Origin of the sequence: Paenibacillus sp. FSL W8-0919 (genome assembly GCF_038003785.1) — a bacterium.
Classification (GTDB): Bacteria; Bacillota; Bacilli; order Paenibacillales; family Paenibacillaceae; genus Paenibacillus_AQ; species Paenibacillus_AQ lactis.
Window position 1 is genome coordinate 836,245 of record NZ_JBBOPV010000001.1, and the last position, 17,365, is coordinate 853,609.

The 17,365-nt window shown below is 55.4% G+C and carries 10 protein-coding genes; 1 reads left to right on the plus strand and 9 read right to left on the minus strand.

The genetic code is table 11. The features are described 5' to 3' along the window. Positions 1–109 precede the first annotated feature (109 nt). A complete protein-coding gene (locus NST44_RS03500) occupies positions 110–1,123 on the minus strand; it encodes a LacI family DNA-binding transcriptional regulator (protein WP_007132633.1) in 1,014 nt (337 codons plus the stop codon). Between the two features lie 335 nt (positions 1,124–1,458). Here NST44_RS03500 and NST44_RS03505 point away from each other — a divergent pair, with 335 nt between their 5' ends. Then, positions 1,459–3,375, plus strand: a complete 1,917-nt coding sequence (locus NST44_RS03505; RefSeq protein WP_210094269.1) for a beta-N-acetylhexosaminidase — start codon at positions 1,459–1,461, stop codon at positions 3,373–3,375. Positions 3,376–3,745: 370 nt separating this feature from the next. On the opposite strand, the gene NST44_RS03510 is transcribed toward NST44_RS03505, so the two are convergent. The 8 genes from NST44_RS03510 to NST44_RS03545 form a co-directional block, all read right to left on the minus strand. Continuing rightward, positions 3,746–4,693: a hypothetical protein gene (locus tag NST44_RS03510; RefSeq protein ID WP_244869055.1), complete on the minus strand. Its 948-nt coding sequence runs from the start codon at positions 4,691–4,693 to the stop codon at positions 3,746–3,748. 65 nt (positions 4,694–4,758) lie between these two features. After that, positions 4,759–5,250 (minus strand): RNA polymerase sigma factor, encoded by a 492-nt coding sequence (locus NST44_RS03515; protein ID WP_210094271.1) that lies wholly within the window; start codon positions 5,248–5,250, stop codon positions 4,759–4,761. A gap of 167 nt (positions 5,251–5,417) precedes the next feature. Beyond that, positions 5,418–11,690, minus strand: a complete 6,273-nt coding sequence (locus NST44_RS03520) for a 5'-nucleotidase C-terminal domain-containing protein (protein ID WP_340897840.1) — start codon at positions 11,688–11,690, stop codon at positions 5,418–5,420. A gap of 167 nt (positions 11,691–11,857) precedes the next feature. After that, on the minus strand, positions 11,858–12,811 hold the full coding sequence (locus tag NST44_RS03525) for an ABC transporter permease (RefSeq protein WP_007132638.1): 954 nt from the start codon (positions 12,809–12,811) through the stop codon (positions 11,858–11,860). Then, positions 12,795–13,889, minus strand: coding sequence for an ABC transporter permease (locus NST44_RS03530; RefSeq protein ID WP_007132639.1), 1,095 nt, complete (start codon positions 13,887–13,889; stop codon positions 12,795–12,797). Before NST44_RS03530 ends, NST44_RS03525 begins: the two co-directional genes overlap by 17 nt. Then, the gene (locus tag NST44_RS03535) at positions 13,886–15,412 is read right to left on the minus strand and encodes an ABC transporter ATP-binding protein (protein ID WP_007132640.1); all 1,527 of its coding nucleotides are present in this window, start codon (positions 15,410–15,412) and stop codon (positions 13,886–13,888) included. The genes NST44_RS03530 and NST44_RS03535 overlap by 4 nt, the downstream gene beginning before the upstream one ends. A 161-nt stretch (positions 15,413–15,573) precedes the next feature. Then, the gene (locus NST44_RS03540) at positions 15,574–16,683 is read right to left on the minus strand and encodes a BMP family lipoprotein (RefSeq protein ID WP_007132641.1); all 1,110 of its coding nucleotides are present in this window, start codon (positions 16,681–16,683) and stop codon (positions 15,574–15,576) included. 423 nt (positions 16,684–17,106) lie between these two features. Continuing rightward, on the minus strand, positions 17,107–17,298 hold the full coding sequence (locus NST44_RS03545) for a hypothetical protein (RefSeq protein ID WP_007132642.1): 192 nt from the start codon (positions 17,296–17,298) through the stop codon (positions 17,107–17,109). Between the last annotated feature and the right edge of the window lie 67 nt (positions 17,299–17,365).

The window sequence follows — 17,365 nt, forward strand, 5'->3', positions numbered from 1 at the left end:
AGTCTAAGCTGATCAAGTTGACCTGCATCACTCCCTTCAATGACGATGGGGTACAAAAACGTTTTTGTATGGCTTAAAAAAAGAACCGTCCAACGAAATCTATTCGTTATCAGGTCGATTCTCTTTCGCACACGGTGCAAGGCAGTACAATGGTCTGGATATCATCAAAGCCGATCTCGCCGTCGATCAGCTTCATCAGCAGCTTCGCCGCTTCGAGTCCCATCTGTCGCATCGGCAGCTCGATCGAGGTGATGGACGGACGGGCCAGCTGGGATACGACGGTATTGTCGAAGCCGATGACCGCTACGTCGTCCGGCACTGCATAGCCGAGCTCCTGCGCCCGCTCCACAACGCGGGAGGCAATGACGTCCCGGCCTGCGATAATAGCGGTTGGGCGGTCCTTCAGGCTCAGCAGCTTCTCGGTTTCCGCATATCCGCTGTCCTGCTCGAACGAACCGATGGCAACCAGCTGCTCGTCGAACCGGCCCACGAATTCCTCCATCGCCAGACGATACCCGTTATACCGGTCAAGCGAGGCATCCACCTCCAGCGTGCATGGCGTAATAAGCGCAATGCGGCGGTGGCCCTTGCCGACTAAATACTTCACCGCTTCGTATGCCCCTTGTTCGTTATCCGCGTTAACGCTGTGGCATAGACCCGGGATGGCGGGCCTTCCAAGCAGCACGAACGGGAAGCGGTTCTTGATCAATTCATCGAATGGCTGATTGATGGCTGCCCCCATCAAAATCAGGCCGTCGGCCGACTGCTTCCGGTACACGTCGAGCAGATGATCCGCAAGCTTGCTTGTGCTGGGCTTCTGGAAGGAGAGCAGCAGATCGTAATTATTATCTCCCGTCGCCTGCCCGAGACCCTTGATCACGTCAAGAAGAATGCTGTTCTCCAGCCCGTCTACGGTGTCCTCGACGACCAAGCCGATGTTGTTCGTCTTCTTGGTCACTAATCCGCGCGCCGATTGATTCGGCCGGTAATTCAGCTTCTCGATTGCTTCAAAAATGCGTTTCTTCGTCGCTTCGGCCACATGGGCCGATCCATTCATCGCGAAGGATACGGTACATACTGCCACTCCCGCTTCGCGGGCGACGTCTCTAATGGTTGCTGCCATGGTTATCTCCTTATCTCGAATGAAATCATATGTAATCCGTGTAAGCGATATCATAATAACATAAACGATCGATTGGGGTAGTAGCTTGGTATGCAAAACGTTTTTGCAAAAACGATTTGTATCTAAAATACACCCGTAATTTACCAGTGTCAACAGAATTTTTTCCTCGATTCGATACCGCGGATTTGGAATGAGTTACAGATTGCTGTTAAGAAACCGGTTCAGCCCGGCTTGATAAAATCCTTATTGCTTTCCGCCCACGATTGCAATACCATTAAACATTATAATGATATAATGTTGTGACGTAAAAATCGTGAAACAGGGGGATTATCTCGATGAAATTACGTTTCGAGGGCCTAACCGCGGATATTGAATCCGGTGCCCGGATATTGTTGCATGAGCTTGGCGTGGAGATGAGTGAGGACGGATTTCCTGTCCGCATCGGACAGTCGGAGGGCGAACTCGTGGTCGGCCGCGAAGCGGACCATGCCTACATCCGCTATGGGGCGAAGCATCAATTCTTCCGTGGATTGGGCCTGCTCGTTCAGCACAGCCGCCAGCGCGAAGCCTTCCATATTCGGGAACAACAACAATTCGACCAGATCGGGCCTATGCTCGACCTGTCCCGCAATGCAGTGCTCACGGTAGAGAGCTTCAAGCTGATGCTGAATAAACTCGCCTTAATGGGCATGAATACCGTCATGCTGTATATGGAGGATACGTACGAGATCGATGATGAGCCCTATTTTGGATATATGCGGGGCCGCTATACGCAGGAGGAGCTGCGGGAAATCGACGACTATGCCGATCAATTCGGCATTGAGGCGTTCCCGAGCATCCAGACCTTGGCACATCTGGAGGAATTCCTGAAGTGGGAGCCGATCAAGCATTACCGCGATACGAAGGGAGCGCTGCTCGTTGGCAGCGAGCGAACCGATTCCCTTATTGAACGGATGATCGAAGCAGCCACCGCCCCGTTCCGCAGCAAGAAAATCCACATCGGCATGGACGAGGCGGAGGAGCTCGGCCGCGGCAAATATTTGGACCTGAACGGATATGAGAGCCGCTTCGACATCATGCTCGCGCACCTGGACAAAGTGCTGGCTGCCGTCCGCAAGCGCGGACTCAAGCCGATGATGTGGAGCGACATGTTCCTCAAGCTCGCTTCAGGCGGAGGCGGCGATGCGGCATATTACGCTAAGGACACCTCGATCCCGGAAGAGATGGCCCGCCGCATCCCGAAGGACGTGGACATGGTGTACTGGGACTATACCCACATGGAGCCGGGGGACTATGAGAAGTTGATCGCAAATCACCGTCCTCTCGGCTGCAACCTCGTCTTTGCCGGCGCGGTTTGGATTTTCAATACGTTCGGCGTCAATTACGGGCTCTCCCTTAACGCATCCGATGTCGCATTGCAGATGTGTAAGCAGGAGGGCATCCGCGAGGTATACGCAACCATGTGGGGAGACGACGGAAATGAGGGCAATCCGTTCGCGGCCCTGCTGGGCCTTCAGTTATACGCAGAGCATGCCTACTCGGAGCAAAAACCCTCCTGGGCCCACTTGGCCGAACGGGTAAAATTCTGCACGGGCATCGAGATGGACACCTTTCTGCTGCTCAAAGATCTGGACGAAATTCCGGGCCAGGAGCCGAACAATGCGAAGCAAAGTAATCCATCTAAATTTCTGCTGTACCAGGATGTGCTTCTCGGTTTATTCGACAAGCAGATTGAGGGCTTGGACCTCGCGAACCATTACGCGGAGCTGGAGCAGCGCATTCGCGACAAGCGCTGCCCGGATGCCGGGCTGGATTATCTGTTCGACATGCCGGAAAAGCTGAGCGCCGTATTGAAGCGCAAAAGCGAAATCGGCATTACGTTGAAGCATGCCTATGATGCCAAGGATCACGAGTCGCTGCGGCAAATCGCCAAAAGCGTGCTTCCTGCCATCGCGGATGCCGTCCGTGACCTGCGCGCCTCGCACCGCATCCAGTGGCACCGGATGTTCAAGCCTTTCGGCTGGGAGGTCATCGATATCCGCTACGGCGGCGTCCTCACCCGCCTGGACACCGCATCGCTCCGCATTCTTGATTATGTGGACGGACGAATCCCGCGGCTCGAGGAGCTGGAGCAGGAGCGGCTCGTGTTCAGCACCACCAACCGCTTCAACCACAAAGGCGTCGGCTGGTGCAGCCACTATTACCGGATGGCGTCGCCAAACGTATTCTATCATGTGCTGAATCCGTTCTGATCCGGCAAACTCCGAATGGACCCGAAGGCCGAAGGCCCTCGGGTTACCAGGTCGTACCTCTCGTCCATGTCGCAGCAATGAGCCAACATCATCGAACAAACAATGGGCCAACCACCAAGCCAACATGGAATCGACATTGGATCAACATTGAACCAACATTGGACCAACATTGGACCAACATGGAATCACCTCGAATCAAAGTTAAACCGGCTTCATCCGTTGAACCCAGCGTCTCATCCGCGGTAACTCAACCCATTTGCATCAGCTCGGCTGGCTCATCCAACGAGTGACCCAAAAAAAGAGCGGCCCCAAGGGTCGCTCTTTTTTCATAAAGTCAACGTTTCCTATAATCAAAGGCACTCCATTTATGCTACTCCATGCGATCCCATAGCGCGCCGAAGGCCTCGGCATCCATTTCGAAAAACACCTGCGCATGGCTGTATTTTGCATAAGGCCCGCTTTTGAACAGCCGCAGCTCTACCTTGGTTCCATCCTCCAGATTCAGATATAAGAATTTCTGTTCACCCGAACCGGCATCGTATATTCCGGCTTCCATCAGCTGGTTCTCCGCAACCGGCTTTGCCTCATATAACGCCTTGATGAAAGCGTCCAGTGAAGCATCCGCGGGCAGCTCCTCGAGACGGGTCTCCCCCATATTCCAGCTGTCAAAGTCCTGCCACTGCGCTGAGGCGATCCGGCCGTCAAGCTTAAGCTTGCCCGCGATATCCTCACCCCGCATAACGGTAATGCCATTCAAATGCTCATATAACTCGGCAAAGACCTGACCGTCGTGCTCTTCATAGGACATGATCCGAAACGTCTCATCGTACCCCTGTACCGCGTAAATATCCGCCTCGCCGATGGTGGAGGCAAGCTCCGTATAATCCGCCTGCGTGCTCCATTCCGTAATGCCCGCCGTCGTCCTGCCGAGCTTCTCTCCGCGCAGCTCCTTGGCCGTCTCGGCCGTGATCTGCGTCCCTGTCTGGGTGTAAATGTTGCCTTTATAGACGACCAGGCCGATCATATCCATCATGACGCCGTCGTCTTTCGGAAGCTCGATCGCAGGAAGCTCCACCTTCTCGTGCCCGGCTTCGGCCGGATCCCGAGGACCCTCCATCCCGGGCAGTGCGTCCTGGCCATCGCTCACGGTCGGCGTCACAGCAGGCGCTTCCGCTATAGGCGTATTCTCTGTCTGCCAGATGATCGATATCACCAGCACCACGCCTAGCATAACGGCAGCGCCAACGCCAGCCATGCCGATCCGGCTTCTCCTTATCGGCGGATGTTTCTCTTGCTCTTTTTCTCGGATTCCATTCATGAGACGTTCCTCCAATCCTTGATCAGGTTCTATACGATTTATCAATTTCTTGTAATCATTCCGGTTCATGGGCGCTCCTCCCCTTCCAGGTCCATTCGCAGCAGCTTTCTGCCGCGCTGAAGACGCATCTTGACGGCAGATTCGCTGATCTGGAGAATGCCGGCGATTTGCCGCACCGAATAATCCTCGTAATAAAACAGATGAATAACCGACTTGTATTTAAAAGGCAGGCCCATCACATGATCCATAAGCAGACGTTCCGACGGCTCCTCGAAGTAATCGTCCATATGCTCCATTCGGGTCACCCGTTTGCGCCACAAACTGGACAGCATGTTTTTGCACTGGTTTGTAATCACCCGGATCAGCCAGGCTTTCTCGTGCTCCCTGTCTGTGAACACAGGTGCTTTGTTCATCAGCTTGATGAACGTTTCCTGCATGGCTTCCTCGGCATCCTGCTTGTTTCCAAGGTATACCATCGCAATTTTGAACAGCATGCCGCCGTAAAGTTCATAGGCTTCCGCAATATCCCCGCCCGGCCGGAGCGAATATGTCTGCATGGTGTTTCAGACCTCCTTTTACCCTTAACACAGTTATGGACGCAGATGGGTCACATTTGGGTACAAAAAAAAAAGAGCCGTTCCCACAGGGAACAGCTCTTTTGCGGTCAATCCTCACAGCAGCGCGACACGCTGCCGTACATTTCGCACGATGATGTGCGCCCATGTTACTTCGCAAAGGTCAGCTTGCCCAGCATCCGGTTCAGCACCGCGGCGCTCTCGCCTCGCGTTGCATGGGACTTCGGCGCAAACCGCTGTCGGTTATCGCCGTTCAGAATATCAAGCTCGCCTAAAACTTGCACCGCTTCCTCGGCCCAAGCACCGATATGAGCCTCATCAGCGAAGCGGATTGGCACATCGCCGCCTTGCTCGTACCCGGCGTATTCCAGCGCCTTATGCGCCATAGCCGCCATCTCTTCGCGCGTAATCGTCCGGTCCGGCCGGAATGTGCCGTCCGAATAACCATTGACGATGCCCGCTTCCACAGCCGCCCGGATCGAACCGGCATGCCAATCGTATACCGATATATCCTCGAAGGAACCCGGTCCCGCAGCAGCACTCAGACCGAGTGCCCTTACAATCAGCGCTGCAAACTCCGCCCGCGTGATCGGAGCATCCGGCACGAAGGCTTGCTCCGAACGTCCGGTTACGATCATCTTGGCAGCGAGTGATTCAACGTCCCCCTTCGACCAGTGGGAACCGATGTCTGGGAACGTGGCCGTATTCCGGAGAACAAGATAAGTCCCGCTCTCCCGGCTGTAGATATCGACCTGCTGCCCATTCACTTTGAACGGCACCGGTGTGTAGCGTCCCTCGTTCAGACGCACCACCGCCAGCGAATTGGCCGGCCCGGTCTGATCCACCGCGACCGAGCGTTTCACGTAAGAGGCATACTCATTCAACTGCGCGGTTTTGCCGCTGGAAGCATGCGCCTCTACAGCGTAGTTCACCGCTTGCAGCGGGCGATAGCCCTGGGCTGCAGCTGCCTTCAGCGCGTCGGTATCCTTGGCCACCCGGACAACCAGGCGAATCCCGGCGGTATCCGTCCCAATCTGCTTCGCCAATTCCTGAAGGTTAATCTCCTTCTTCGGCAGTTCGAAGCTTCCGTAAGGCGTTACGACGCTCAGCACCTGGACGCCTGCTTGGGCAAGCCAAGCCTGCAACGCTTCGTTATCCACCGTAATCGAAGTGGATTGGAAAGGCTGCGCGCTAACGGCCTCGACCGTTACTTTTCCGCCAGCCGGCTGCTTCAACGCATCCTTCAAGGCAGACCCGGTCACCGTGCCGGAAGCTTCTCCATCCTTCACTTGAACCTGCACCTTGACTTTGCCCGGCTCTGCAGGCGATGGCGTGCCGGTACCCGGCGGGTTCACCGGAGGGGTTGCCGGTCCAGGGGAACCCGGTGTGCCTGGATTTCCCGGCTGGCCAGGCTGCCCTGGCTGTCCTGGCTGCCCTGGATCCGGTCCTCCAGGAAGCGGTGCTCCCTTCAAGTCAACGATCCGGCCTTCGACTGCCGAGGTTTTGTCCGTAATCGTGCCTACCTTTTTCACGTAACCCGAGAAAACCTCATAGTCCGGAAGATAAAGCAGCTTTACGCGCCCTTCCTGATAGGCCTTCTCTAGCGATGCGTAGAAATCGCCGCCCTTGGCGGTAAACGCGTTCGTAGCAACCTCGTACGATTGCTTCGGATCGATCAGCTCATAGCCGTTCTTGCCCTTCACTTCCATGCGGAGCACACGCTCACCGGCCGGTTTCGTGGAATCATAGTAGAACCTCATGCCGGCAATATGCGGGAACCGTCCGTCCTGGGCAGGGATTTTGGACACTCCGTTTTCCAGCGCCTCTTTAATTTCCTGACCGGTCAGGGTGATGGTAACCAGATCGTTGTTGAACGGCAGGACCGTCATGATGTCGCCCATCGTAACCTTGCCGGCTTCGATCGACTCCCGGATGCCTCCGCCGTTCTGCAGCGCGATCACCGCATTCGTTCCCGCTGCCCGCGCCGCATCCAGCATGCCGTCGGCAATCAGGTTTCCAAGATTGGTCTCCTTCGTCCGCACATCGGCCCGGACACCGTTTAATTTAACCTCCGTATAGCCGACCTCCGTCTGCTTCAGTTCCTCTACGCCCGGCTTATATTTCGTATTCAGAAGGTTGAGCGCCTCGGCATCCGGCTGGATCACGTACTGGCCGCTGCTATCTTTTTCATCAACCGAGATCAAGCGGCTGTTCCAATCCTGCAGAGCACCCTCGTCGTCGAACACGACTTCCAGCCTGCCTAGGAATTGACCCTTCTCGCCGGTCTGTACGATCAGCTTCGGCTCGCTGTCCGTACGATCCACGACGGCTTGATCCAGCTTGGTGTGGCTGTGCCCGCCCACGATAATATCGATGCCTTCCACGGCCTTGGCCAGGTTTACGTCGACGTCGTAGCCCAAGTGCGACAGCACGACGATTTTGTTAATGCCTTCCTGCTGAAGCATCGCGACGGTATCCTTAGCCTTCTGTACGGCATCGTCAAACGTGACCGGCCCCGGAGAGGCAATGTTCGCCGTGTCTTCGGTGGTCAGGCCGATCAGGCCGACCTCCTGGCCGTCCACTTCCATGATGACCGCCGGATAAATGTTGGCGGCTTTGGCATCCCGCGTGACGCCATCGTTGAATTTCTCCCGAAGCACAGGATCTGCCGAGAAGTTCACATTCGAAGACACAAACGGGAATTTTGCGTTCTCGATGAATGCGTTCAACACCTCGGATCCTTTGTCGAATTCATGGTTTCCGAAGGTCATCGCATCGTATTGAACCAGATTCATGAACGCCAGATCGGCTTGTCCTTCATATTGATTAAAATAGAGCGTCCCGGAGAATACATCCCCCGCATCCACAAGCAGCGGATTCACCGCTGAAGCCTTCGCTTCTTTAATGGCCGTCACCCGGCGCGCGATGTTGTCGGGCGAGCTGACGGTATCCAGATTCGCGTGCGTATCGTTCGTATGCAGAATCGTCAGCGGGAAGCCCGAAGCGGCCTCGCCCGTCAGGTCCAGCTGCGCGACCACCGGATCATGGTCGGACACGCGGCCTTTGGAGGCCGGGAAATCGGCGTTAAGATGGACAACGTCAACCTCAGCCGACTTCGTCAGATTCTTGCTGACCAGAATATGGTCAAGCACCTGCGAGTTGCCATCGTACGTATACGTATACCGCTCTCCCGGCGGCAGAATGTCGATCAGATTGTCGAGCTCATTGCCTTTCAGAATCGTTCCGGTCTGCGTGAACTGGAAATCATTCAAATCGCCCAGAACGATGATATTCGCGTCAGGATTGCCCTGCAGCACATCCTTGACGAAGCCGTTCACGACAGCCGCAATCTGATGGCGCTGAGCCTCACTGGATAGCAGTGGCGGCTGCGTGCTGCCGAAAGGCCCTTGGTCTCCGGATTTCGAATTGAAGTGATTCGCTACGACGATCACTTTTTCGCCGCGGAATTCGAACTGGGCGGCCAGCGGCTTGCGGGATGCATGGAACGCGCTGTTCTCCGGTTCGATCCGGCCCGGATTGTAGGTAAGCTGATCCGTGGCCGCATCATAGGCAACCGCATCCGTCGAGGAGCCTTTCTTGCCGTTCACGCTCTCCGACAGCTTGACGCGGTCGGCGTTATAGAGGAAGCCAACCCGGATATTCGCACCCGGTGCACCGCCATCTTTGTTGTTGACCGGATCGATGTCCGTGAAGTTGTACTCCGGTCCGCCGGCCGCTTTGATCGCTTCGATCAGCGCCCGATAGCTTTGATCCGCCGCGGTCGTGCCGTCATTCTTCTCCCCGTTGTTGTCCTGAACTTCGACCAGTCCAATGATGTCCGGGGATTTCAAATGACTCACGATGGAATCCGCAAGCTTGTTGATCTTGGCGGAGCCCACGCCAGGGTAAAAGTTCTCGATATTATAGGTCGCCACGCGCAGCTGGTCATCCTTCACGTCGATCGTGGATACCTCTTGTTCAAAGGAACCGCCTTCGATCGCAGGCAGCCCGTCTTTTGGAGGAATGACCTTGAAATTGCCGCTGTTGTATCCGATCACGCCGATGACATCCTCGGCAAACGTATCGCCCGTGCTCACTTCCTGCCCCGGATTCCCGTAAGCGATGATCAGGCGCTGCGGGTTGAAGTTGCCTTGCTCCTTCAGCACCAGACCGCCTGCCGGCGTAATGACGTCCGGAACGTTATTTTCGACACGGGTCGGAATGTTGTAGGTGCCGCTGCTCGTCCAATACGGACTAATAATCGTCGGCTCCGGCAGTCTGACCCGCATCCCTTCAAGCGATTCGTAGAAATCGATAGCGTCTTCTTCCGGATCGAACACCTGGAATCCGTCATTATCGATGATCGATGCCGGGATCGGCCGCCCGCCCTTGCCCAGCGTAACCGGCTCCGGCAGCGGCTGATTTTCCGAGATTACGGTGAGCGATTGCAGCTCGATCTGGGTTGAGGTCAGATTGGACGAGCTTCCTTCGTTATATTCCGCCACTTTGCCGGTAACGGACACAAGGTCGCCTACATCCGGCAGGTTAGTACTGCCCGTCCCAAACACGAAAATCGCATCGGAGGTGTTCGGATTATTATCCGGCTCTGCATCCTGGATATAGAAGCCCTTGATGCTGCCATTGGAGAAGGTATAGCCGTATTGCGTAACGATACCCTCAATGCCCTTTACGGTTTGCCCATTATACGGCGAGGCGTGTCCTTCGCCTTGAATGTCCGCAATGCGCGGCTGCTGTGTCGCCTTGTAAGCAAACTCATACACTTTGCTCACATTCGTGCCAGAGACCACGATGGCCTTGATGGTCATGTCGCGGTCCACTTGAATCGGCTTGGTGTACAGCGTGCTTGCCGTCGTCGGAGTCGTTCCGTCCACCGTATAATAGATGCTGGCTCCAGTCGTCGGACTCGACAGCTCTACCGTGCTTCCGATCATGATCGGGCCTGGCCCCGGGCTTGCGATCACGGAGAACAAGTCTTCAATCAAGGCATCATTGCTTAGCGGGATCAGCTCGTAGATATTGTCGTACTGCTTCACCACGCCCGTTACCCGGCTGAAGGTTTTACCCGGAGCAAGCTTCGACAGACCGGAATAAATGATGAATTCGTGCCCGCCTTGCTCGGCCGTAAACTCGCCCGCCCGATTCTCGGACTTAATGGACACATCCTCCAAATAAACCAGCCTTGCCTCGTAAGCTTCCCCTTTGTCTGCAGCAAGATCCGCTCCGCTAATCCGTACCGCCTGCGGCGGTCCGACGTTGCTGTCCGTCACGTTATACGGCAGCAGCGCATGCGGCTTGATCTCTTGCAAATTGTTGTAGATTTCCATCACGCCGGCCACGCTGACCCGATCACCCACTCCTGCGCCAATCGGATAATCGTAGAGCACGATGCCGGCCGTATCGTCCTGGATATAAGTTTCTCTGCCTTCGATATGCGTGATGATGCCTTCCGTCCAGACGTGTTCGCCTTTAGACTTGGTTCTCGCTTCCGCAACCGATGTTTGCTTCAAAATATCATATTGGAACGACGTTACCGGCCCATCCGGAACGCCTTCCATAGCGGCAAACGCATCGATTCGGGTCGGCTCGTTGATGACGATCGGACCGTCTACGAGCTCAAACCCTCTGCCGGCGTTACCCGAAACGTACACATCCGCATAGACCGAGGCGCCTACCGTAGGCGGGGCCAGCTTAATCTCTGTCCCTGCCGGCCAGGCATTCGGTTCCGGGGAGGCCGTTACCCTGCCTAAGCCGCTGCCGGGATTTCCGGGCGTAGCCTGATATGATTTGTTTCGAGGGTCCGGTGAACCAACGTAGAAATCTTCTGCATTGTTGTCCGTATCCAAACCGCGATTCCCTGGCTGACCTGCGGTCAATTCTTTCCGAATCGCCGCCGTGCCGGCGGATAACGCAGCCGTCGGCTTGGTTTCCGAATCGCTTGCGGAGCCGTAGCCGATCAGATCGACGCGCTCCCCTGCTGCGTTCACCAGGTCTACCTTGCCGTTACTGGCGGCTAGGGCCAAGTTCCCTGTCAGATCGGGTGTTGGAAGAGGCAGACCTGTGTTGCCCCCGCTTTGCTGAATTAATAGATATTGGTAAGGCTCGATGCTACCTGTTAAAGAGGTTGTGTTATTAAAATCACCTGCTGCACTTGCATAACGTACCTTCCAGCCTGTAAGGTCCACGGCCTGTCCCGTAGGGTTGAACAACTCGATGAAATCGTTGGCATAGACCGCCCCGTTGCCCCCGCCGCCCCCATAAACCTGGCTGATGACCACTTGATCATTCCGAGGCGAAGCTTCCGCTACCTGCACGGATCCGAAAGGAACAAGAATACTTACCAGCATAGCAATAGCAAGAAGTACACTAAGTGGTTTTCGGCCCTTCTGGAATCGAATGCGCATTCAGGTATTCACTCCTCAACTCTATTAGATTTTCAGCCTTATTTACTATATATACCAGAATTGTTTTGGCCGATCTAATAGAAAGTGAATCCTATGTAAAAAAACCTCCGTTAGACCCAGCCTTCCAGGCGGAGGTCCTATCGGAGGTTTCTTTTTTCGTCAAAATCCTATCGCTTGCCTGAGTCGAACGGCTCCCCGACGGCCTTAGGCGCATTGGAGGACTTCGAGAAAATGACCAATGCGATCAAGGTGACCACGTAAGGGAAAATCTTCAGGATCACCGGCGGGATCACGGCCAGCTGCGGAATAACCTGCGAGACGTTCGCCACGGTGCTCGCAAATCCGAAGAAGAACGTTGCCGCCAGAATGCCGAACGGCTTCCATTGGCCGAAGATGAGCGAGGCCAGGGCGAGGAAGCCCAAACCTGCGACGTTGCCGGTAAATTCGCCGGAATAGGTCATCAGGATAACGGCACCGCCAAGCCCGGCGAAAGCGCCGGAAATCATGACGCCGACATACCGCATGGCGCGTACCCGAATTCCGGCAGCCTCCGCTGCGTGCGGATGCTCGCCGCAAGCTCTTAGGCGCAGACCGAACGGCGTCTTGTACAGGATAAACGCGCTCACCAATAGCAGGATCAGCACGAGCCACGTCGTAATGTAAGTGTTCGTAAAGAACAGATCTCCGATGATCGGAATATCCGACAAAATCGGAAAATCAAACGGTCTAAAGCCGCTCGTAATGCGGATGTTGCCGCTCCCCGTAATATTCCGGGCCAGGAAGATCGTCAGGGCGCCCGCAATCATATTGATTGCCGTACCGCTGATGATCTGGTTGGCGCTAAGATTAATGCTCGCAAAGGCGTGAAGGAGCGAGAACAGGGCGCTTGCCGCCGCTGCGGCCAGAAGTCCGACCCACAGCACCCACCAGCTTCCCCCGAACTGCGCCTGCATTTTGGATACGACAAAGGCTCCAATAAAGGAACCGACGATCATCAGTCCATCGAGGCCGATATTCACGACCCCGCTTCGTTCACTGAACAGCGCGCCCAAGGCGGTTATCAACAGCGGGATGGTGAAGACGATGGCATACGGAAAAATCTGTTCAAGCGTTGTCCACATGTTCTCGTTCCCCCTGCTTTTTATTTGCCGCGCTGTGCGGTGCTCGTGACTTGCGCACTTTCCACTTGCGGAACAGGCGCTCGATCAGAATGCTTGTCGCCGCAAAGTAGATGATGATGGCAATAATCGAATCGGCGATCTCCGGCGGAATTTCCGTCATCGCATTCATGAATCCCCGGCCCGAGTACAGCACGCCGAAGAAGAGCGCGGAGACCATCACGCCAAGCGGCGCGTTCGCCCCGAGCAGCGCAACGGCAATGCCGTCAAAGCCCTGGCTCGGCAAGACGCCGATCTGAAGGCTCGACGCATTCCCGGCGTACTGCGCCACGCCCGCAAGGCCGGCAATGCCGCCGGCGATGAACATCGACAGCACGATGCTGCGCTTCACCGCAATCCCTGCGTATTCGGCCGAGTGGCGGTTGAATCCGACCGCCTTCAGCTCATAGCCGAGCGTCGTTTTATTGATCAGGAAGGCGACGACCAGAACGGCCACCACCCCGATAAAAAAGCCGAGATTGATGTACGAGCCCTGGAACATATCGCTCAGCCAGGACGCGTGAAGCATCGCCTCCGGCGGGAGCTGACGGGATTCCGTCTCCAGGCTTTCCCCTTTAAAATATCCCGGAATGACGTAATACACGGTCCAATACGCCGTCCAGTTCATCATGATGGTCGATACGACCTCATGCACGTTGTAACGGGCCTTCAAAATGCCGGGGATCAGCGCCCACAAAGCGCCGCCGATGAATCCGGCCAGCACCATCAGCGTCAGCAGCAAGGCCCGCGGCAGATCCACCGACAGGCCGACTGCCGTCGCGCAGAAGCCGCCGAACAGCATCTGGCCTGCGGCCCCGATGTTGAACAGCCCCGTCCGGAAGGCAAAAGCAACCGACAAGCCCGTCAAGATAAGCGGGGTTGCCGTCGCCAGCGTGTTGCCGATCCTCTCCGGGCTCTTCAGCCCGCCCTGGATCAGGAATTTGTAGCCTTCCACCGGATTGTGGCCGGTCACCGCCATCAGCAGCGCCCCAGCCAGGAGGCCGAAGAGGACGGCCAGCAGTGATTTTATGCTGTTATTCATGCGCTGCCCTCCTCCTTATGATACCCGGCCATCATGAGGCCCAGCTCTTGTTCGTTCGTTTCGGAAGCGTTGACCACGCCGACCAGCTCGCCGTTGTTGATGACCGCGATGCGGTCGGACAGGTTCAGCACCTCATCGAGCTCCAAGGATACGAGCAGCACCGCTTTTCCTTTGTCCCGCTGCTCCACAAGACGTCTGTGAATATATTCGATCGAGCCGACATCCAAACCGCGCGTCGGCTGAACCGCGATCAGCAGATCCGGATCCCGCTCGACCTCGCGGCCGATGATCGCCTTCTGCTGGTTCCCCCCGGACATGGAGCGGACGATGGAGCGGCCGGCCTCCCCGGAACGGACATCGAAGCTCTGAATGATATGCTCCGCATGCTTGCGGATGGCCGCTCGCTGCAATAGCCCGTTCTTGGAGTACGGGGGCCGCTTGTAGACTTCCAGAATCAAATTCTCTTCCAGCGTATAGTCCAGTACAAGCCCGCGCTTCTGACGGTCCTCGGGGATATGCCCGATGCCGCTCTCATTGCGCTGGCGCACGGACAGCCCGGTAATATCCTTTCCATTCAGGATCACGCTGCCGCTCTCTGCCTGCCGCAGACCCGTGATAGCCTCTATCAGCTCGGTTTGCCCGTTACCGTCCACCCCGGCAATGCCGACGATCTCGCCGGCACGCAGCTCAAGCGAGAAGGCTTTAAGCGCATCGACCTTCTTGCTGTTCTTCACGGTCAGCGAGCGAATATCGAGCACCGTCTCTCCCGGTCGACTCTCCTGCTTGTCGACCTTAAAGGAAACGCTGCGGCCGACCATCATCTCGGCCATCGTCTCCCGGCTCGTATCAGCCACGTCGACGGTGCCGATCGTCCGGCCGCGCCGGATGACGGTGCAGCGGTCAGCCACCGCCTTGATCTCCTTCAGCTTATGGGTGATCAGGATGATCGATTTGCCCTCTTGAACCAAATTTTTCATAATGCCCTGCAAATCCTCGATTTCCTGCGGCGTCAGCACCGCGGTCGGTTCGTCGAAGATCAGCACCTCCGCATCGCGGTACAGCATTTTGAGAATTTCCACGCGCTGCTGCATGCCAACCGAGATGTCCTCGATTTTGGCGTGCGGGTCCACGTTCAGACCGTACTGCTTGGACAACGCCTCCACTCGGTTGGCAGCGGTCCTGATATCTAGCATCCCCACTCGACGCGTCTCGCTGCCCAGTATAATGTTCTCCGTCACGGTGAACGCCTCAACGAGCTTAAAGTGCTGGTGCACCATCCCGATGCCGAGCCTGTTCGCCACGTTCGGATTCGAAATCCTCACTTCCCGGCCGTTGACCTTAATGACTCCGCGGTCGGGCTGGTACATGCCGAACAGAATGCTCATCAGGGTTGATTTCCCCGCGCCGTTCTCGCCGAGCAGCGCATGGATCTCCCCTCTCTTCAACTGAAGCGTGATGTCGTCATTGGCCACGATGCCCGGAAATTCCTTGCGGATGCCCACCATCTCGACAACATAGTCCATGGTTTAGCGTCCTCTCCTTCATATTTGGTAGATGCCGTCTGTTGTTCCAATCCTATTCCCACTTACCTTAAAAAAAGACGGAGGGAAGTCCGTCTTTTTTTAACGCATTGCGGTTATCCATTCAAATGTGCCCGGCAACCCCGAGCAGGGCGCTCCCTTGACTATTCGATCAGGTCGCCTTGCTCTGCCGCCACCGTAATTTCGCCGGCTTTGATCTTATTGAACACTTCATCCACTTGCTTGAGAATGTCCTCGCTCAAGTTTGGATTTTCAGCCGGAAGGCCGACGCCGTCATTCTTCGCATCCAGCGTGATCGTCTGTCCGCCAGGGAACTTGCCTTCGGTTTCGGCTTTGATCATGTCGTAAGCCGCTTGGTCAATCTTCTTCACTGCGGAAGTCAGGATCACAGATTTGTCGCCTTCATACACGCCGTCTTGATACTGGTCGACGTCTACGCCGACAACCCATACGTCATTGCCGTTCTGCACACGCGTCTTGGCTTCGTTGATCGCCCCAACGCCAACGCCGCCTGCGGCAGCGAAGATGACATTCACGCCGCGGTCGTACATTTGGGCGGCCAGCTGGCTGCCTGCGGCAACATCATCAAAGGTACCCTGATACACGACATTTTCCTTGTTGATCGTCACTTTCGTCCCCAGGCTCTCATTCGCGTATTTCACGCCCTGCTGGAAGCCCCAGTTGAATTTCTGCACCGGAGGAATTTTCATGCCGCCGATAAAGCCGGCCTGTCCGTCCTTCACGTGAAGGGCTGTCGCAACGCCCGCCAGGAAGCCGGACTCCTGCTCGGCGAAGTAGATGGCTACGGTGTTCTCTTTAAGTTCTGGATCCGCATCCGGATTAGGACGAGGAGATCCGTCGATCAGGACGAATTTTGCGTCCTTATACTTCTCTTGTGCCTTATGCACAGCCGTCTCGAACTTGAAGCCAGGCGTTACGATGAATTTGAATCCGGCATCGTACAGGTTGACGATCTCATTGGTATATTGGGCCTCCGTTGTTCCGGCCGGCTTCAGGTATTTATACTCGATTTTAAAGTCCTTGTTCGCCTTGAGAATACCTTCATACGTCCCTTGGTTGAACGATTTGTCGTCAATGGTGCCTGCGTCGGTAACCATTCCGACCTTGAAGTTTGCCTTCGGTGCGTCCGAGCCGGCACCTCCGGTTGGCTCAGATGCTGGCTTGCCGCCGCAGCCCGCGAGCATGGTGACCGATAACGCCAAACTGATTAATGATAAGACCCCTTTTTTCATTAAGGTTGACCCTCCTAGGTTTATATGCCCGAATGGTAGATTCGCGCTATTTACAATATATTAATAATATAGACCGTTTTCAACAAAAATTTGGGTGTTTTTGCCAAAGTACATCTGTAAAGCGGTGAATGGCTTAAGCCTTGGTATATAGCCATTTCATCCGCATTTTAGAGCACCTGAACAGAAAGAAGGCAATAGATCCGCATTTATAGATAACATAGGGATTACAGGAGGTGTGATGCAGTGGTTGAAGCAACGAATTTTATAGAGAAAGAAAAAAATAGAGTTGATCCTCTCATTCCATTAGGATGCGCCTATTCCGTTCATTTGAAAGCAAAAAGAGCACCCCTTCCGAGGTGCTCATTCAGTATATATAATGATGCATTCTGTATATGTACGTATACGGCTCACAGCTGAACCTTCTTATTTCCTACGCTGATGCTTCGTCATTCGGCTGTACAGGATGAACGCAGCAGCAATCATCGCGATGAACCCCAAATTACTCGCCGATTCCGGCGTCATGCCAAACAAAACGCATAAATTGGTCACCAAGCTGTTTGTCAGCAGCGCGCCCGCAATCAAGATTAACGGCCGCCACACATTATATCCTCTCATCCCCGCAACACTCCTGCCCCCAAGGTCGATAGACGCATCCTGCTTCCAGGCATCATGGTCTTCATAA